At 64.4% G+C, this 18,066-nt stretch carries 19 protein-coding genes; 12 read left to right on the top strand and 7 right to left on the bottom strand.

Features of this window, described 5'->3' with window-relative positions; genetic code table 11:
• The first annotated feature begins 16 nt into the window (after positions 1-16).
• From J2X11_RS09715 to J2X11_RS09700, 4 genes are read left to right on the top strand one after another with little or no spacing between them, the layout of a single operon-like run.
• Positions 17-2,707: a bifunctional acetate--CoA ligase family protein/GNAT family N-acetyltransferase gene (locus tag J2X11_RS09715; protein ID WP_309970073.1), complete on the top strand. Its 2,691-nt coding sequence runs from the start codon at positions 17-19 to the stop codon at positions 2,705-2,707.
• A complete protein-coding gene (locus tag J2X11_RS09710) occupies positions 2,707-3,288 on the top strand; it encodes a DUF5998 family protein (RefSeq protein WP_309970070.1) in 582 nt (193 codons plus the stop codon). Before J2X11_RS09715 ends, J2X11_RS09710 begins: the two co-directional genes overlap by 1 nt.
• Positions 3,285-4,403, top strand: coding sequence for an alkaline phosphatase family protein (locus J2X11_RS09705; protein ID WP_309970067.1), 1,119 nt, complete (start codon positions 3,285-3,287; stop codon positions 4,401-4,403). Before J2X11_RS09710 ends, J2X11_RS09705 begins: the two co-directional genes overlap by 4 nt.
• 18 nt (positions 4,404-4,421) lie before the next feature.
• A complete protein-coding gene (locus tag J2X11_RS09700; protein ID WP_309970066.1) occupies positions 4,422-5,087 on the top strand; it encodes a thymidine kinase in 666 nt (221 codons plus the stop codon).
• Positions 5,088-5,096: 9 nt separating this feature from the next.
• Here the strand turns inward: J2X11_RS09700 and sepH are convergent, their stop codons facing one another.
• Complete coding sequence (gene sepH / locus J2X11_RS09695; protein WP_309970064.1) at positions 5,097-6,056, bottom strand: septation protein SepH; 960 nt, start codon at positions 6,054-6,056, stop codon at positions 5,097-5,099.
• Between the two features lie 114 nt (positions 6,057-6,170).
• On the opposite strand from sepH, the gene J2X11_RS09690 reads away from it, so the two are divergent.
• Entirely contained in the window at positions 6,171-6,791 is a 621-nt protein-coding gene (locus tag J2X11_RS09690; RefSeq protein ID WP_309970062.1) for a trimeric intracellular cation channel family protein, read from the top strand.
• Here J2X11_RS09690 and J2X11_RS09685 read toward each other — a convergent pair.
• Both J2X11_RS09685 and J2X11_RS09680 read right to left on the bottom strand, forming a co-directional pair.
• Positions 6,788-10,180: a bifunctional proline dehydrogenase/L-glutamate gamma-semialdehyde dehydrogenase gene (locus J2X11_RS09685; protein ID WP_309970060.1), complete on the bottom strand. Its 3,393-nt coding sequence runs from the start codon at positions 10,178-10,180 to the stop codon at positions 6,788-6,790. The two genes, J2X11_RS09690 and J2X11_RS09685, sit on opposite strands and share 4 nt — an antisense overlap.
• A gap of 35 nt (positions 10,181-10,215) precedes the next feature.
• On the bottom strand, positions 10,216-11,400 hold the full coding sequence (locus tag J2X11_RS09680; protein ID WP_309970059.1) for an MFS transporter: 1,185 nt from the start codon (positions 11,398-11,400) through the stop codon (positions 10,216-10,218).
• Positions 11,401-11,440: 40 nt separating this feature from the next.
• Here J2X11_RS09680 and J2X11_RS09675 point away from each other — a divergent pair, with 40 nt between their 5' ends.
• The 3 genes from J2X11_RS09675 to J2X11_RS09665 all read left to right on the top strand — a co-directional run bounded on the left by J2X11_RS09675 (position 11,441) and on the right by J2X11_RS09665 (position 13,632).
• The gene (locus J2X11_RS09675; RefSeq protein ID WP_309970056.1) at positions 11,441-12,478 is read left to right on the top strand and encodes a ferrochelatase; all 1,038 of its coding nucleotides are present in this window, start codon (positions 11,441-11,443) and stop codon (positions 12,476-12,478) included.
• Positions 12,475-13,266 carry an inositol monophosphatase family protein gene (locus J2X11_RS09670; RefSeq protein WP_309970054.1) on the top strand — a complete coding sequence of 264 codons (792 nt, stop codon included), beginning with the start codon at positions 12,475-12,477 and terminating at the stop codon, positions 13,264-13,266. Before J2X11_RS09675 ends, J2X11_RS09670 begins: the two co-directional genes overlap by 4 nt.
• Positions 13,267-13,329: 63 nt before the next feature.
• Positions 13,330-13,632, top strand: a complete 303-nt coding sequence (locus J2X11_RS09665) for a DUF4193 domain-containing protein (protein WP_309970051.1) — start codon at positions 13,330-13,332, stop codon at positions 13,630-13,632.
• Here J2X11_RS09665 and J2X11_RS09660 read toward each other — a convergent pair.
• Positions 13,607-14,044 (bottom strand): DUF4235 domain-containing protein, encoded by a 438-nt coding sequence (locus tag J2X11_RS09660; protein ID WP_309970049.1) that lies wholly within the window; start codon positions 14,042-14,044, stop codon positions 13,607-13,609. The two genes, J2X11_RS09665 and J2X11_RS09660, sit on opposite strands and share 26 nt — an antisense overlap.
• Positions 14,019-14,522 carry a DUF3093 domain-containing protein gene (locus J2X11_RS09655; protein WP_309970046.1) on the bottom strand — a complete coding sequence of 168 codons (504 nt, stop codon included), beginning with the start codon at positions 14,520-14,522 and terminating at the stop codon, positions 14,019-14,021. Before J2X11_RS09655 ends, J2X11_RS09660 begins: the two co-directional genes overlap by 26 nt.
• Positions 14,523-14,656: 134 nt before the next feature.
• Between J2X11_RS09655 and dut the strand changes: the two genes are divergently transcribed.
• The 4 genes from dut to J2X11_RS09635 are packed head-to-tail and all read left to right on the top strand — an operon-like array spanning position 14,657 to position 16,766.
• On the top strand, positions 14,657-15,124 hold the full coding sequence (gene dut / locus J2X11_RS09650; protein WP_309970044.1) for a dUTP diphosphatase: 468 nt from the start codon (positions 14,657-14,659) through the stop codon (positions 15,122-15,124).
• Positions 15,124-15,759: a DUF3710 domain-containing protein gene (locus J2X11_RS09645; protein ID WP_309970040.1), complete on the top strand. Its 636-nt coding sequence runs from the start codon at positions 15,124-15,126 to the stop codon at positions 15,757-15,759. Before dut ends, J2X11_RS09645 begins: the two co-directional genes overlap by 1 nt.
• A gap of 9 nt (positions 15,760-15,768) precedes the next feature.
• Positions 15,769-16,119, top strand: coding sequence for an OB-fold nucleic acid binding domain-containing protein (locus J2X11_RS09640; RefSeq protein WP_309970038.1), 351 nt, complete (start codon positions 15,769-15,771; stop codon positions 16,117-16,119).
• Entirely contained in the window at positions 16,116-16,766 is a 651-nt protein-coding gene (locus J2X11_RS09635) for a DUF3159 domain-containing protein (protein ID WP_309970036.1), read from the top strand. The genes J2X11_RS09640 and J2X11_RS09635 overlap by 4 nt, the downstream gene beginning before the upstream one ends.
• On the opposite strand, the gene J2X11_RS09630 is transcribed toward J2X11_RS09635, so the two are convergent.
• Entirely contained in the window at positions 16,752-17,414 is a 663-nt protein-coding gene (locus J2X11_RS09630; protein WP_309970034.1) for a potassium channel family protein, read from the bottom strand. The genes J2X11_RS09635 and J2X11_RS09630 overlap by 15 nt on opposite strands.
• Positions 17,414-18,061 carry a potassium channel family protein gene (locus J2X11_RS09625; RefSeq protein WP_309972326.1) on the bottom strand — a complete coding sequence of 216 codons (648 nt, stop codon included), beginning with the start codon at positions 18,059-18,061 and terminating at the stop codon, positions 17,414-17,416. The genes J2X11_RS09630 and J2X11_RS09625 overlap by 1 nt, the downstream gene beginning before the upstream one ends.
• Positions 18,062-18,066 lie beyond the last annotated feature (5 nt).

Here is an 18,066-nt window from a genome sequence, read left to right as displayed (position 1 = left end):
CCGATAGGTTGTCTTCGTGACCACTGAGGTGCACCCCGTCGCCCACTGGGAGGCCGATGTCCTCCTGAAGGACGGTCGGGTTGCCCAGCTTCGCCCCATTCTTCAGAGCGACGCCGAGCGTTTCGTTGAGTTCTACTCCAGAGTCTCCGAACAGTCCAAGTACTTCCGGTTCTTCTCGTCCTACCCGACGCTGTCCGAAAAGGACGTCGTTCGGTTCACGACGGTCGATCATGACCGCCGCGTCGCCTTCGTCGTGACGCTGCACAACGAGATCATCGGCGTCGGGCGCTACGACGCGGACGGCGACGAAGCAGAGGTCGCGTTCCTCGTCGAGGATGCGCACCAGGGCCGCGGAGTCGGCCAGCTGCTCCTGGAGCATCTCGCTCAGGCCGGACGCGAGCGCGGGATCCAACGCTTCACCGCCGACGTCCTCCCGTCCAACACCCGGATGCAGCAGATCTTCCGCGAAATGGGCTACTTGATCGACGGATCGGTCGACGAGGGCGTTCAGCGCTTTGCGTTCCAGATCGAACCGACTGACTCGGCGATGGGCGTGATGCGAGCTCGCGAGCAGCGAGCTGAAGCCGCATCGATCGAGCGCATCTTCCGCGCACGCAGCATCGCAGTGATCGGCGCCAGCCGTCGTACGGATTCGATCGGCCAGGCGATGGTGCGCAACCTGGTGCTCGGAGACTTCAGCGGCGCTGTGTATGCCGTCAACTCGCAGGCCGAAGCCGTGTCAGGTCTGCCGGCATACAAGACCGTTCAGGACATTCCGGACGAAGTCGACATCGCCATCGTGGCTGTCCCCGCCGACTCGGTGAAGGACGTCGTACTCGACTGCGCGGCCAAGGGCGTGCACGGACTGATCGTGATCTCCGCCGGATTCGCCGAAGAGGGCCCCGAAGGTCGCCAGCGCCAGCGCGAGCTGCTTGGTCTCAGCCGGAGCTACGGACTGCGTCTCGTTGGCCCCAACTGCCTGGGCATCATCAATACGGCACCTGACCTGCAGCTCAACGCCTCCCTTTCGCCGCGAATGCCTCCGCAGGGCCGTGTCGGCTTCTTCTGTCAGTCCGGTGCCCTCGGTACGGCAATCCTCGAGTCGGTGTCCGAGCGTGGACTCGGCCTGTCGACGTTCGTCTCCGCAGGCAACCGTGCAGACGTCTCGGGCAACGACCTTCTCCAGTACTGGCAGGAGGATGACGCAACCGAGGTCATCCTGCTTTACCTCGAGTCGATCGGTAACCCGCGCAAGTTCTCGCGCATCGCTCGGCGCGTATCCCGGACCAAGCCGATCGTGGCCGTGAAGTCCGGTCGGTCCACCCAGGGAGTTCCCGCCGGCCACGCCGTCAAGCGCAGCGCGGCTCCGCAGGCTGCGGTCGATGCGATGTTCCGGCAGGCGGGAGTCATCCAGGTCGACAGCCTTGACGAGATGTTCGACGTTGCCCAGCTCCTCGCTCACCAACCGCTGCCTCGCGGAAACCGGATCTCGATCGTCGGCAACTCCGATGCTGTTGCCTTGATCGTCGCTGACTCGGCAGCAGCATCGGGGCTCCAGGTCGTCGAGGCCGTTTCACTCGGCGCCGACGCCAACTCGGATGACTTCGAGGCGGCGATCGAGTCTGAGCTCGCCAATGACAACGTCGATGCCCTGGTCGCGATCTATATCCCTCCGCTCAACACCACCGGCGAAGATGTCGCCAACGTTCTGGCCGCAGTGGGTGAGCAGTCGGACAAGCCGATCGTCTCGACTTTCCTCGGCAGCCAGGGTGTACCCGTACTCCTACGTGTTCCTGACCTCCTCGGCGGTTCGGCAGGCCGTGGTTCCGTGCCTTCGTACTCCGCGCCCGAAGCGGCCGTACGAGCGCTGGCCCGCGTGGTCAACTACGCCGAATGGGTGGCTCGCGATCACGGAGAGTTCCACATCGCGCTGGACCACCGCACGGGTGACGCGCGAGCCCTCGTACGACAGGTGCTCGCGGCGGCGCCTCGAGGAGCCGTGCTCTCGACAGATCAGGTCCACGCGCTTCTCGCGTGCTACGGGATTGACCTCTGGACCTGGGTCAACGTCCACACCAAGGAAGAAGCGATCGCAGCGGGGGAGTCATTCGGCTGGGACGTCGTCCTCAAGGCGGGCAGTGAGCACCTGCGCACCCGGCCCGATCTCGCGCACGTGTGGCGCGACATCCACAGTGCCGACGACATGGCTGCTGCGTGGGACCACATCAAGGACTGGACCGGCATCCGCAAGGACACCAAGTTCTTCGTTCAGAAGGCAGCTCCAGACGGTATCCACGTGAGCTTCAGCGTCGCGGAGGACCCGCTGTTCGGTCCGCTTGTCTCGTTCGGACTCGCTGGAGCGCCGAGTGAGCTGCTGGGCGATCGTTCGTACGGCATCCCTCCGCTGACCGACCTCGACGCCGAAAACATGATTCGCAACCTTCGGTCTGCTCCGCTGCTCTACGGCTATCGCGGCTCCGAGCCGGTTGATGTCGACGCGCTGCAGGACATCGTCGTGCGTCTCGCCGCCATGAAGGACGACCTCCCCGAGATCGCCGAGCTCGACCTCGAACCCGTGGTTGTGCACGGCAAGGGGCTCACTGCCCTGAGTGCTCGCGCCAAGGTTGTGCCCTCCGCTGATCGGCGTGGTGAGTGGTATGTCCGGCGGCTCAGTCAGCCTGGAGTCACGGGAGATACGCTGGCGTAATGACGATCGATCACACCGACGAGCTCGCGAGCGAGGTTTCCCGCAGCGGCTACTACCCGGAGATCGTTGCCGAAGGTCTCGGCGACGCACTCGCCGGCGAGAGTGTGATGGCGTACGTGCTGCACCACGAGCCGACGTTCGATCGTGACGAGATCCGACGCCACATGACCGTGCTGGCGCTGACGCCGACACGCTTGGTCCTGGTGCACACCGACGAGCATCCCGGCGATGACCTGCTGCCCAAGCCTTATACGTCGACGACGTCCGAGGCGGTGTCGGTGTCGCAGGTGCGATCCGTCGTCGTCACGCGCATGGTGACCTCGACGTCCAAGCAGCTTGAGGAAGCCGTTCTGACGATTGGCTGGGGCGTTGTCTCTCGAGTCGAGCTCGAGCCGGCCCGCTGCTCAGATCCTGAGTGCGAAGCCGATCACGGCTACACCGGCAGCGTCACAGGCGACGACTTCTCGCTTCGCATCAGCGCCGTCGCCGATGGCGGAGCGGCGGTCGAGCGATTGCTGAACTTCGCGCGTACGTTGTCCGCTGCGACGAGCGCTGGAGCGCCAGCCGGGCACACCGGATGACACAGGCCGGTCTGGCACTGCCAGGACTGGCTGGTCGCCGCACGATCGACCAGGTCATGCCGTCCGTCGCGGCAGCACTGGGCAGCCGGGGATTCGCCAACACTCTCGAACTGCCAGAGGCGCCGCGCTACGTCGTCCTTTTGGTCGACGGTCTCGGACAGACTCTGCTCGAGGCTCACGCGGCTGAGGCCCCGTTCCTGGCCTCGCTCGGGGGCGTCAGTGACGTCGTGTGCGGCGTCCCGTCGACCACGGCGACCAGCTTGACGTCGCTGGGAACCGGAGTTTCAGCCGGCAGCCACGGAATGGTCGGCTACACCTCCCGAGACCCAGAGACGGGGCTGCGGCTCAACGCCCTCCGGTGGGATCTGCCAATCGATCCGGTCGTCTGGCAGCCACGGCCGACTGTCCTTGAGTTGCTTCAGGCCGACGGCATTGAAGCATCCTCGGTCAACGACGCGAAGTTCGTCGACACGGGCCTCACGCTGTGCAGTCAACGTGGCGTGCCGTTCCATGGGGTCAATTCGGTGTGGGAGCGACTCGATGTCATCGTCGAGGTCATCGAGGCGGCGCCACGCTCGGTGACGTACGCGTACGAGTCCCGGCTTGACCACACGGGTCACGCCTACGGGTGTGGTTCGGAGAAGTGGCGCGAGATGCTCACGACCGTCGACCAGGAGATTGCCGACCTGCGTGCCGAGCTCCCCAACGACTGCGTTCTGATCGTCACGGCGGACCACGGAATGATCGACCTCCCGATGGAGAACCGTTTCGACGTCAACCAGCACCCGGCGTTGCTCAACGACGTCACGATGTTGGCTGGCGAGGCCCGGTTCCGTCATCTCTACACGCGCAACGGATCTGCGGACGACGTCGCAGCACGATGGGCTGAGAAGCTCGGCGATCGCGCGGTCGTGCGTACGCAGGACGGTATCGAGGACTGGTTCGGTCCGATCGCTCCCGAGGTCCGCGGCCGCATCGGCGATGTCGTGGTGGCATCACTCGGCGACTTCGCAGTGTTTTCCACGGCAGACTTCGTGATCGAGATGAAGATGACCGGTTTCCATGGCTCGATCACCGAGCCTGAGCTGCGCATACCCGTGCTGGTTGCACAGTGACGCTGGCAGGATGGATCCGTGGCTGATCTGAACTTCTACACCGGCACGATGGACTGCGGTAAGTCCACGCTCGCGCTGCAGGTCGACCACAACCACAGGGCGCGCGGACGAGTCGGTCTGGTGTTCACCTCCCACGACCGTGCCGGCAAGTCGACGCTGTCGAGTCGACTCGGTCTGTCCGTCGAGGCGATCGAAGTCGGCGATGAGTTCCACTTTTGGCACTACACGGTCGATCAGCTGACGCAGGGCGGCCGCATCGACTACTTCGTGTGCGACGAGGCACAGTTCTACACCGTCGATCAGATCGACCAGCTCTCCAAGATCGTCGACGAGCTCTCGATCGATGTGTTTGCGTTCGGGATCCTGACTGACTTCCGTACGCAACTGTTCTCAGGCTCAGCTCGGTTGATCGAGCTCGCAGACCGCGTTCATACGCTCCAGGTCGAGGCGCTGTGCTGGTGCGGAGAGCGTGCGACCCACAACGCCCGTACGGAAGACGGCGTGATGGTCATCGAAGGCGAGGTCATCGTCGTCGGCGATGTCGAGCACGACCTCACGCCGGACAGCGATGTGGTCGAGAAGGTCGTGGGCTATGAAGTCCTGTGCCGCCGTCACCATCGCCGCCGCATGACAGCAGCCACGGCCAACGCCGCGGCGATGTCACCCGACGTCCTGCCGTTTTAGCGAGCCGAGTCAGTCCTGCTTGTCGCCGAACATGATCTCGTCCCAGCTGGGGACGCGACGGCGCTCGTGGCGCTTCTTGCGGGGGCCCATCGTGTCGGGCACGGCGACATCGTGCTCGATTGAGTCTTCGAAGTCGTCTTCGTGCTGAGCCTGCTCAACTTGGGGCTGCTCGGCTTCCTCCGCATCGAGGGCGAGCTGCTCGAGAGCCCGACGGTCACGAGCTTCCTTGATCGACGACACAGCTGACGGAACCTCAGTGAGGTCGTCGGTGGACTCGGTGACGCTCTCAACCTCGTCGATGATCTCGTCGACCAGGTCCTCGGTCTCGATCGGAGCCTTGCGCGACGTCGTGCGTACGGCGTCTGCGATCGCCATGTCTGCGGAATCTGGGAGGGCAACGTCGCCGACCAGTCCGTGAGCGAATTCGTCAGCCGGAACGACGTAGCGACCCTTGACGTCGAACAGGAAGCTGGCCGGATGATCGCCATCTGGGGTCACGGTGACGGTCCAGCGGCCGTCCTCGCGTCGCCAGGAGTCCCACGTCGCGGACTCGGGCACGCCTCCGTCTGCTGCAATGTTCTCGCTCACCAGGACGCCAAGCAGCACACCGGTGCCGCCCACATGCTTGCGTCGGATCGTGGTCTTGCGGGCCTGCTCGCACATGTATTCACGCTCCGCGAGGACTGGACCGGCGAACCGGTCGATCTGATCCACGGGCACGCCGGCGGACTCGGCGACCGACTCGACGGTCTCGCCGCGGCGTATGCGCGTCTGGATGTCACGGGGACTGAGCGAACTTTCCATCTTGATCTCCAACTGGCCTGCGGGGATACCGCTGCGGGAAGACTTCGCGACCAGGGAAGAAAGGCGGTGGTCGACTGGGATGTGGAATGCCTCTTGCGTGGCAGAGTCGCGCGCGACGAGGAACCGTCCATCCTCGCTCAGTCCATCGAGACCGAGTTCGCGCATTGGCGCCGCCTCCAATTGCTGTGCATCAGCCCTCGTTCGCGGGGGCTGACTTCATCCTAGGCTTGCCCGTGCCGAACCTGCGGTGACGCGCCGACACCAGATACGGTCGTCGACGTGTCCGACACGCTTCTTCTGATCCTCGACCTTGCCGGAATTGCGGTGTTTGCCGCAACCGGTGCGCTGGTCGGCGTACGCAAGGAGCTTGACCTCTTCGGCGTCATGGTGCTGGCCCTGATCACGGGTCTAGGCGGCGGCGTGCTCCGTGATGTGCTGATCGGTGCCGTGCCGCCCGCGGCACTCGACGACTGGCGCTACCTCGTCGTGCCGGCAGCAACGGCGGTGCTGGTGTTCTACTTCCACCCGACGATCGGGCGCATGGAGAAGCAGATCATGGTGCTCGACGCGATCGGTCTTTCGCTGTTCTGTGTCACGGGAGCCGTGAAGGCAGACGACGCCGGGCTCAACATCCTCGCTGCGTCCGTTCTGGGTTTACTGACCGGCGTCGGCGGCGGCATGATGCGAGACGTCGCAGCGGGGCGCGTACCGGTCATCTTCCGAGGCGAGTTGTACGCGACGCCGGCCTTTGCAGGCGCGTTGATGGCATCGGTCATTGCCCACGAGAACTATGCGTCCGCTTGGTACGGACTCGCCGCTGCGGTGTGCCTGGTGTGGAGGCTCGCTGCGCTGGCGCGTGGCTGGACTGCGCCGATCGCGCCGGGCGCCGATCGCGGTTAGCGGGGGAGAACCCACTCGAACTCGGCATCGCGGTTGCCGAAGCGGTGGTTGGTGATCGAGATGGCCTGCTCCTTGAGGAACGGCAGAGCCTCGACGCGGCCCGACAATGTCACCGCGCCTGCGTAGATCGCGACATCCGGATCGCCACCAACAGCAACGGCGATGTCCTTGGCCTTCGCCTTGGTACCGATGAGGCGTACGCGCGCTGGGCGTTCCGCAGCGACGTACGCCAGCCAGTCGTTGTGCGCCTCGATGCGCGGCCGTTGGACGAGCTTTTCGGGCAGTTCGGTCGGCGAGCTCACGGTGACCTGGGCGCCGGTACGCGCTGCTGCAATGAGTACGCGTACGAGCTCAAAGTTGGATCCTTCGAACCGGATGGTCACCGGAACCGGTACGTAGCGGAACACGTTGCGCTCAACACCGAGAGCCGAGACGTCCTTCATGACGCCGTACTCGCGCTTCCACGCCTTCTCATCCGAGCCGGCAGCTTCCCGCAGCTCGCGGAGTTGCGTGGGCGTGACCAATGACTTCGCTGCGTCGAGGATTGCCTCGACCTCGGGAAGGACCTTTACCTTCGGTGCGCTTCGCAACGGTCGCGACTTCCAGGAACCGAGGTGGGTCAGGTAGTTCGGCCCTCCCGCCTTGGCAGTGGTGCCGACGGACGAACGCTTCCAACCGCCGAAGGGCTGACGCTGAACGATCGCGCCGGTGGTGCCTCGGTTGACGTAGAGATTGCCGGCCTGGACCTCGTCGATCCAGGTGTTGACCTCGTCGGCGTCAAGAGAGTGGATGCCAGCGGTGAGGCCGTAGTCGGTTGCGTTCTGCCATTCGATGGCTTGGGCAAGCGACTTGGCGTGCATGACGCCGAGGATCGGGCCGAAGTACTCCGTCCCATGGAACGTGCTGCCGGGGCGTACGCCGTCACGGATGCCCGGGGTCCATACGCGGGGGTCGCTGCCCTGCTGGTTGGGAGCCAGCAACCAGGTCTCGCCGCGACCGAGCGTGGTGAGCCCTTCGGCGAGCTTGCCGAGCGGCGGTTCGATGATGGGGCCCATCGCGACTTCAGGGTCGGTGGGGAATCCGACCCGCAGCGACGACGCGGCGTCAACGAGCTGACGGCGGAACCGCTCCGAGTGACCAACCGACCCGACGAGGATCACGAGGCTCGCCGCCGAACACTTCTGTCCGGCGTGGCCGAAGGCACTCTTGACGACATCTGCGACGGCGAGGTCGAGGTCGGCGCTGGGAGTCACGATGATGGCGTTCTTGCCGCTGGTCTCGGCAAGCAGAGGAAGCTCGGGCCGCCATGAGCGGAACAGGTTTGCTGTCTCCCACGCACCGGTCAAGATGACCCGGTCAACGTCGGAGTGCGAAATCAGGGCCTTGCTCAGCGGGCCCTCATCGATCGTCACGTAGCGCAAGACATCCCGCGGGACACCCGCTTGCCACAGCGCTTCGACCATGACGGCGGCGCTGCGCGGAGTCTGCGGAGCGGCCTTGATGATGACGCCGCTGCCGACCGCGAGAGCGGCGAGCACCGAGCCGGCCGGGATCGCGACCGGGAAGTTCCACGGGGGAGTGACGACGGTCAGACGGTCGGGTTGGAACTCGGCGCCGTCAACGACGTCGAGTCGGCGAGCCGACTCCGCGTAGTAGTTGGCGAAGTCGATCGCTTCGCTGACCTCAACATCGCCCTCGGCGATGGTCTTGCCGGCTTCGGCTGCCATGACCGAGATCAGGTCGCCGCGGCGCGCACCCAGCGCGCTGGCGGCTTCGTGCAGGATCCACGCGCGTACGTCCGAGCCACGAGCCTGCCAAGCCTGCGCAGCGGCGCACGTCTCCTGGATGAGGGTCTCGAGGTTCGCCGGACCAAGGAGCTTGTTGGACCGCACGGTCTCCGCGCCGAGCTGCGTGTATATCGACCGGCTGAGTGCCAGTCGACCCCACTCGCGGTTCTCGCTGGTGGAAGGGTCTGTGTCGGGAGTGTTGGCGAATGAGTCCGTGCCTGCCGACGGCGTCTCAGTCAGACGGTTCTGGTTGCGATGGGGCGAAGGAACGGTCTCGTCGAGATTCTTGACCGACTCAAGGAATCGCTGAATCTCGCGTGACAACAGTTCGGGGTTGTCGCCGATCTCGAAGGCTGCGGACATGAAGTTGTCGCTGCTGGCGTTCTCTTCGAGCCGCCGTACGAGGTAGGAGATCGCGACATCGAACTCTGCAGGCTTCACGACTGGCGTGTAGAGCAGCAGCTGCTCGATGTCATTGCGAACCGCGTCGGTCGGACCCGTGTCCATACCGAGCAACATCTCGAACTCAACCGCATCGCGTACGCCGCGATCGCCCGCCAGCAACCACGCGTAGGCGATGTCGAACAGGTTTTGACCCGCGACGCCGATACGAACCCCATCGACACGCTCGGAGGTCATCGCCCAATCAAGTACGCGCTTGTAGTTGGTGTCGGTCTCCTGCTTGGTCGACCACGTGGCCAGCGGCCAGCCATGAATGGCTGCATCGACACGTTCCATCGCGAGGTTTGCGCCCTTGACGACGCGGACCTTGATGGGCGCGCCACCGTTGGAGCGACGCTTGGCTGCCCATTCCTGCAGCTCCTGCATCGCGGAAAGCGCATCGGGGAGGTAGGCCTGCAGGACGATGCCAGCTTCGAGATCGGGGAACGAGTCGAGGAGGTGGGTGAACACGGCGACCGTCAGGTCGAGGTCGTGGTACTCCTCCATGTCCAGGTTGATGAACGTCGGTTCGCCCGTCGAGGCACGTTCGTACAGCGGCGTGAGCTGCTTGACGACACGGGTGACGGACTCGTCGAATGCCCACATCGAGAGCTGGCTGGCAACTGAGGAGACCTTGACCGAGACGTAGTCGACGTCATCGCGCTCGAGGAGTTCCATCGTGCCGTCGCGGCGGTGTGCAGCTTCGCGCTCGCCCAGGACTGCTTCGCCGAGGAGGTTGAGGTTGAGGCGATCGCCGCCAGCGCGGAGACGCTTGATCGCCTTGCCGAGCTGCTGTGGGCGCGCGTCGATGACGAGATGGCCGACCATACGGCGGAGGGTGTTGCGAGCGATCTTGACGACCAGCCCCGGAAACACGATTGCGGCGAACGCACCGAGCTTGAGAAGCAGACGCTGGCCCCACGGCAGGAAGGCTGGGGTGTGAGCGGCGAGCGTACGGAGATTGCGGGCAGCAACTCGCGAATCGTCAGGTCGTACGACGCGGTCCACGAACCCGATCGTGAACTCGAGACCTCGCGGATCCTTGAGGAGATTGGCGAGTCGCTCGGCGGCGGGGTCAGTGCGCTGCGCTGCTCGGCGCTGTGGTTCGAGCCAGGTTCGGACGAGCTCAACGCTGCGTTCGGCAAGGGTCAATTCGGTCATCTCATCGCCAAGGCTAATGCCATTCGGGTGCACGTTCACGCCGCGGCTGGTTCGGCCTGCGGTCGCAGGGTGAAGGCGACGATTGAGCCTGCAAGCCCGGCGACCAAAGGCACCATGAAAGCCGCGGAAGCATCGTGATTGTCGACAACCCAACCAGCGATGGCAGCGCCCGGCGCGACGCCAACCATGAGTCCTGTCGTTCCCCACGTGAGGGCCTCAGTGAGCCGTGATGGTGCCACGTACAGCTCGACCAGGCTGGCGCTCGCGATGAGAGTCGGAGAGATCATGAAACCGGTCAGGAACATGCCGACGGCGAGCCAGACGAGGCCTGACACAAAGAGCAGTGGCACGAAAAGCAAGCTCAGTGCGAGCAGCGATGTACGCCAACGCTTCAGCGGATCGCGTGATCTCGGCAGCGCGCCGACCAGCAAGCCGGCAATCAAGCTGCCTGCCGCCCAGATGGCGAGTACGACGCCCGACGCACCGCGCTGACCTTCCTCGGTCGCGAAGGCAACGACGATCACCTCGGCTGAGCCGAAAAGCACGCCAAGACCGACGGAGGCAAAGACGACGCGGCCCAGCAAGAACCACGACAGGTGAGCGCGCGTGGTCGAGGTGTGCTCGGACGCCGCAGGAGCGGTCGCACGCTGTGCCGCGAGCGCCCAGGAGCCGATCGCAGCGGCCACTGCAGCGACCACCAGTCCGGAGAAGTCGGAGACCTGGATCGTGAGGAACGTGACCACGACTGGACCCACGAGGAACACGACCTCATCCAGGATGGCTTCGATCGAGAACGCAGTGTTGAGCTGCGTGCGGTCGGTGACGACATGCGTCCACCGCGCCCGCACCATGCTGCCTGTCTGCGGCATGACCGCGCCGGCCAGAGCCGCGCAGACATGAACCCACGGTGTCTCCCAGTCGCGATCGATGGCGACGAGCGTCAGCGATATTCCGACGGCGTAAAGCGCTCCAACTACAAGCAGAACCGGAGCCTGACCGAGCTTGTCAGTCAGCCTGCCCTGGGTCGGCCCTAACGCGGCGGATGCGAGTACGTACGCCGCCGCAACACTGCCGGCGTGGCCGTACGAGCCGGTGCGATCTGACACCACCAGCACGAGTCCCAGACCGACCATCGAGAGCGGGAAGCGCGAGATCATTCCGGTGAACGAGAACAGCGCTGCACCGGGTCGTGAGAGCACGTCGCGGTAGGTACCAAGCATGGGCTCAGAACCCTATCCGCTGCCGTGAGAAACTAGGAGCATGGATCCCCGGCCATTCGACGCGATCTTGCTTGTTTCCTTCGGAGGCCCGGAGCGCCCCGAGGACGTCGTCCCATTCCTGGAGAACGTCACGTCCGGACGAGGCATCCCGCGTGAACGGCTTGAGGAAGTCGGGCAGCACTATTCGCTGTTCGGTGGGAAGTCGCCGATCAACGAGCTGAACCTGGAGCTTCTTGAGGCTCTGCGCAAGGACTTCGCTGATCACGGTCTTGATCTGCCGATCTATTGGGGCAACCGCAACTGGGACCCGTACCTCCGCGATGCCGCACGCCAGATGGCGTCCGACGGCGTCACTCACGCGGCGTGCTTCGTCACCAGTGCCTACTCGTCGTACTCAGGCTGTCGTCAGTACCGCGAAGACTTGTACGACGCCACCAACGGTCTCGACGTGAAGCTGAGCCGACTTCGCCACTACTTCAATCACCCCGGTTTCGTTGGCCCTCTGACGGAGGCCACGAAGGCGGGCCTCGAGCATCTGCCCGACTCTCACGTCATCTTCGTGACGCACTCAATTCCCGACTCCATGAACGAGGCCAGCGGGGGACCGGGGAAGAAGGCGTACGAGCTCCAGCACCACGAGGTCGCCTCGATCGTCTCGAACGGTGCAGGTGTTGAGAAGTGGTCGCTCGCGTACTGCTCACGCTCTGGCTCGCCCCACACCCGTTGGCTCGAGCCGGACATCAACGATCACCTTCGCGACCTGCACGAGGGCGGCGTCAGGTCTGTAGTCGTCGTCCCGATCGGCTTCGTGTCGGACCACATGGAGGTCATCTACGACCTCGACACGGAAGCCATGGCGACGGCCAAGGAGCTCGGTATGGCATTCGAGCGCGTCGACACCCCAGGCACCCACCCCGACTTCGTGGCGATGGTCCGTGACTTGGTGCTCGAGCGGGCCGCAGCAGAACGAGGCGAGCCCGTGGCGCGACTGACGGTCGGCGACTTCGGCCCGTCGCACGATCGCTGTCCAGCGGATTGCTGCTTCAACGCGCGCGCCGATCATCCGACCATCGCATGAGCGAAGGACTGCTCGAACTCGCTCGTACGGTCGGTCTTGAGGCGGCGGCGTTCGTCAAGGCCAGTAGGCCAGCAGGCCGAGTCGAGGTTGCCGATACCAAGTCGAGCCCGACAGATGTCGTGACGCAGATCGATCGGGCCAGCGAAGAATTGATCAGGGCCCGGATCAAGTCAGCTCGACCCGACGACGGCTTTGTCGGCGAGGAGGGCGCTGACCTGATCGGTACCTCGGGGATTGACTGGGTCGTCGACCCCATCGACGGCACTGTCAACTTCGTCTACGGCATACCGACGTACGCAGTGTCGATCGCCGCGCGCCAGGACGGTGTCGTGGTTGTCGGCTACGTCGTCAATATCGCATCTGGTGCTGAGTGGGGTGCGATTCGCGGGGCCGGATCCTGGCGGTACGAAGGATCCGAGCGGATCACGTTGGCTGCGCCCGCCGTTGCGCGCGTTGATCACGCGCTCGTCGCAACGGGCTTCAACTACGTGCCTGAGGTGCGAACCAAGCAGGCCGAGGCGATGGCCCGCTTCCTGCCGCACATACGTGACATCCGTCGCACCGGGTCAGCCGCGCTCGACCTGTGCGGACTCGCCGAAGGGCACTTCGACGCGTACGTCGAGCAGGGTCTGAAGGAGTGGGATCTGGCCGCTGGAGGCTTGGTTGCCAGCGAATCTGGCCTGCTGTTGAGCGGACTCGACGGGGTACCGAACGAGCGGCTCGTGATGGTGGCTCACCCGTCGATTGCCGAGGAATATTTTGCCCTCGTGCGCGCTTGTGGCTTCTGAGTGTGATTACGCCCTGACTTGTGGCACAATCGCGCCGGTTGTTACGCACACGATGGAGAGTTGATGGCTACCGATTACGACGCCCCCCGCAAGACAGAAGAAGAGCAGTCTGAAGACAGCATTGAAGAGCTCAAGGCGCGTCGCCACGAGAAGAACTCCGGCAAGGTCGACGAAGACGAGACCGAAGCGGCGGAGTCATTCGAGCTGCCCGGAGCCGATCTCTCGCATGAAGAACTGGCCGTACAGGTAGTCCCGAAGCAGCTTGACGAGTTCACCTGCTCGTCCTGCTTCCTGGTTCACCACCGCAGCCAGTTGGCGTCAGAGAAGAAGAAGGGCGTCTTCATCTGCCGCGATTGCGCAGACTGAACTTTCGTACTTTTTGTGGAGCCGGTTCCGTGGGGACCGGCTCCTTTTGATTGTCCGAAATCTTCGCAAGGGGCTTCATACCCGGAGGCAGGTTCCCGGTCGACCTGACCCAGTAGGTCGCCGTACCGCGTCGAACCGCCACCTTCACGAGCTCGATGGTCGCGCCGCCGATGATCGCCCACGCAACGGCGTCCTTGGTGCTGACATCGGGATGGCGTCCGTTGACCGGGGGCTTCTTGCCGGTCGCGGCCTTCCACGTGAGGGCCGAGATCCGGCTGGCCAACGCGCCGGCTGCCACCGAGGATCCGCGATCCATGAGTCTCCAGGCGCTCTTGCCGGGACCTTTGGTCTTGGCCGGAGGCGCGTCGTCGAGCAAGCGCCGCTGTTCAGCCTTCTTGGACTTCTTCGACATGCGTCGCCTCTTCCCCAATATCGGATGCAGCCGTAGGTCCAGTGTGTCCCAGCGCCGCCGCGAGTGCTTCCGGACGACGGCTGGAGAGCAGCCAGTAAGGCGTCGGGTCGCCCGAGTCGTTCACGTGCACCAGTACGCCGCGATCAAGATAGGGGCGCGTCACCAGGTAGGCACGCGCGTCGGCGCCGACTCCAAGGCGGGCTCGGTATTCAGCTCGGTGCAGGATCTCGACGTCACCCAGACTCTTGTCGTCCAGGAGGGCAGAGCCAGCACGAAGGCCGCTGCCGTCAACGCTGAGTCGCAATGATCCGAAGCGCCACACGCCGTACAGGCAGAGCGAAGAGACAATGAGCGCGGTCACGATGGCTATCGTCCACGTCGTTGCAACGAGAAGGATCCAGCCCCATACGAGGCCAAAAGCCAGGGCGCTCAACCACCAGGAGATCGGCGCGGTGAGTCGCTCGTTGTATGTCGTCACGTTCCCAGCCTGCCTCATGCTGTCGACCCTCCACGCGGAGGTAGGGTCGGCGGCATGAACGAGCGCAGCGAGGGAACATCCAGGCTGTCATGCCGGTTCGGCCGTATCGTGCCTTTCCTAGCGGTCGTGGCGGCATGACTGAGGTCAGTGTCACGCGGCTCGACGCGGGGGTACCGCTACCCACGTACGCGCATCCTGGCGATGCCGGTGCCGATCTCGTCACGACAGTCGATGTCACCCTCGCGCCGGGCGAACGTGCTCTGGTGCCGACCGGGATTGCCATCGCTCTGCCCGAAGGCTTCGCGGCATTCGTGCACCCACGGTCCGGCCTCGCTCTTCGGCACGGTCTATCGATCGTGAACACGCCCGGCACGATCGACGCGGGCTATCGCGGTGAGATCAAGGTCCTGCTCGTCAATCACGACCTCAACGACTCGATCCACCTCGCGAGGGGTGATCGAGTGGCCCAGTTGGTGATCCAGCGGGTGGAGCACGTCGTCTTCGCCGAGGTCGCAGAGCTTTCGGACACTGTCCGTGGTGCCGGGGGCTACGGTTCAACGGGTGGTCACGCGGCCACCGCACCCCGCGAAGAGAGAAGCTGATGGCCCGCCTGCGCAAGAAGGACAGACAAGAAGTCGAGGACGTCGTCGTCGCGACTCCTGAGGAGGCGCCAGGCGTACGCGACCAGGGCCCCTGGGACTCGACTGAGAAGTCCGGGACCGAAGAGCAGGGCTACATCGATCTCGGATCACTCCTCGTACGTGGCGAAGAAGGCTTCGCGCTCCAGCTGCCTGCTGACAACGAAGAGGGCGACATCGGATCCGTCATGTTGGTCGCTGAAGATTCAGCGCTTGAGCTTCGTGCCTTTGCTGCCACCCGTTCTGGTGGCCTGTGGGACGAAGTGCGCGCTGACATCCTCGAAGAGGTGTCGCGGCTCGGCGGCGAATACGCTGAAGAAGAAGGTCCGTATGGCACCGAGCTGCAGGTCACGATGCCGGCGACCATGCCCGACGGCGAGACCGGAGTGCAGCCCAGCCGCATCATCGGCATCGAAGGACCGCGCTGGATGCTTCGTGCGACCTTGCTCGGTCAGGCTGCTCTGTTCCCCGAAGAGCACGCGCTGATGGCAGCGCTTCGGGACGTCATCGTCGTACGCGGTGCGGAGCCGCGGATCCAACGCGAACCGCTCCTGCTGACGATTCCACCTAACGCCATCGCGGCCCCCGTCGAGGACTAGAATCGAAGTATGGGACGCATTAGCAAGACGCTCGAGAAGCTTTCGAGCGAGCACCAGGAGTCCAGCGAACTCAAGTTGGATGCGGCGAAGGCCGGCTGCAAGCTCATCGCGAGCCAGCCCGACCGCGCTGTTGTCACCCTCCATGGAGTTCTGCGTTCCGTCACCCTTCGCCCGGTTGATGGCGTCACGGCTCTTGAGGCCGAGCTGTACGACGGATCGGGCAGCGTCACGTTGATCTGGCTTGGCCGTCGCAAGATCGAAGGCATCTCTGCTGGACGCCAGCTCAAGGCCTTCGGCCGTATCGGCACCCGCAACGGATGTCGCGTGATCTACAACCCCCGTTACGAACTCGAGGCATGACGACGCCGCACGAGACCGTCGAGGAGCTCGTACGCGCCAGATTGGCGACAGCACTCGGCGGTCGACGTGGAGTTGCCGAAAGCGCAGCGCCCATTGCGTTGTTCACCTTGTGCTGGATCACGACGCGCAGTCTGAAGTTCTCGCTGACGGCGAGCGTGTCAGTTGCCGTCGCGCTGCTGCTCGTACGAGTGGTTCAGCGATCGAACGTCCAGTTCGTCGTCAACGCATTGTTTGGCATCGGCATCGCAACACTGTTCGCGGCTCGCTCCGGCGAGGCGCGCGACGTGTTCCTTCCGGGAATCCTGATCAACGGTGGCTACGGCGTCGCGTTCATTGCGTCGATCGTGATCGGTTGGCCGATCGTCGGCTTCATGATCGGCAGCCTTGTCGGCGATCCGACTGGATGGCACGACGACAAGCCACTGGTGAAGCTGTGCTCGCAGTTGACCTGGATCCTGGCGCTGCCGTGTGTGCTCCGCGTGGCCGTGCAATATCCGCTCTATGCAACAGACCACGTCGCGCTGCTCGGCACCGCCAAGCTTGCGCTCGGCTGGCCGTTGCAGTTGGCAGCGTTCGCGGCCATGGCCTGGCTACTCGGCCGCAACCGGACGCCAGCAGATGATGAGACCCGCTCAGCCCTTGGGTGAGAGAAGCTCGCCGAGGCGATCTTCGGCGTCCTCGGGAGTCACGAACAACAGTTCGTCACCGGCCTCGAGCGAGCGATCGCTGTCGGGCGTCTGGATCGACTGATCCCGCAGAATTGCGACCAGCACGACATCGTCCGGCCACGGAACTTCGCGGACGCGCTTGCCGACGAACGGTGAATCCTCGGGCATCGTGAGCTCAACCAGGTTGGCGTTGCTCTGCCGGAACGTGAAGAGGCGTACGAGGTCACCGATCGCGACAGCCTCCTCGACGAGGGCCGCCATGAGGCGCGGCGTCGACACGGATACGTCGACTCCCCAGGACTCGCTGAACAACCACTCGTTGCTGGGGTGGTTGACGCGGCCGACCGTACGAGGAACCGCGAACTCGGTCTTTGCGAGCAGCGAGATGACGAGATTGGCTTTGTCGTCTCCGGTCGAGGAGATCACGACATCGGCTGACTCGAGTTGTGCCTCGGCGAGCGACGAGAGCTCGCACGCGTCGGCAAGCAACCACTGTGCGTCAGGGACGATGTCCGACCTGATCGACGAGGGGGACTTGTCGATGAGCAGGACGGTATGACCGTTGTCGATCAGTTCCTGCGCAACGGAACGCCCGACAGCGCCTGCACCTGCGATGACGACGCGCATCAGTCCTCCACCGGTCCAGCCTCGATGGCAGCGTGGGCGCGATCCGCGGCGTCTTCACGCATGAATACGCTCAGGAAGTCGCCCTCTTGGATCACGGTGTCGCCTGTGGCAATAAGACCTGAGCCGAGACGGGTGAGGTATGCGACACGTACTCCGGCGGCCTCTTCGAACCGATCGATCTTCTGACCGATCCAACCGAACGGCACAAACACGGTGTCGAGTCGGACATCGCCGGACTGGTCACGCCAGGCAGGCTCTGATCCGGCGGGTACGAGGCGACGAAGCACCTGGTCGGCTGCCCAGGGGACAGTCGCCACCGTGGGTACGCCGAGACGTTCGTAGACCTCGGCACGGCCCGGGTCGTAGATCCGTGCGACGACGGTGTCGACCTTGAACTGCTCGCGGGCAACGCGCGCGGAGATGATGTTGGAGTTGTCACCACTGGAGACTGCAGCGAATCCGTCGGCTCGTTCGATGCCGGCTTCCTTGAGCACTTCGCGGTCGAAGCCAAGGCCCGTGACTGTGAGGCCTCGGAAGCCTGGCCCGAGACGGCGAAACGCGTCAGGGTTGGAGTCGATCACGGCTGTGGTGTGGCCGCGTTCTTCGAGGCTGTGGGTGAGAGTCGAGCCGACGCGGCCGCAACCCATGATCA

Source organism: Aeromicrobium panaciterrae, from assembly GCF_031457275.1.
GTDB lineage: Bacteria > Actinomycetota > Actinomycetes > Propionibacteriales > Nocardioidaceae > Aeromicrobium > Aeromicrobium panaciterrae_A.
The sequence above is the reverse complement of the archived record's forward strand: the minus strand, read 5'-3'. Positions and strand labels throughout refer to the sequence as shown.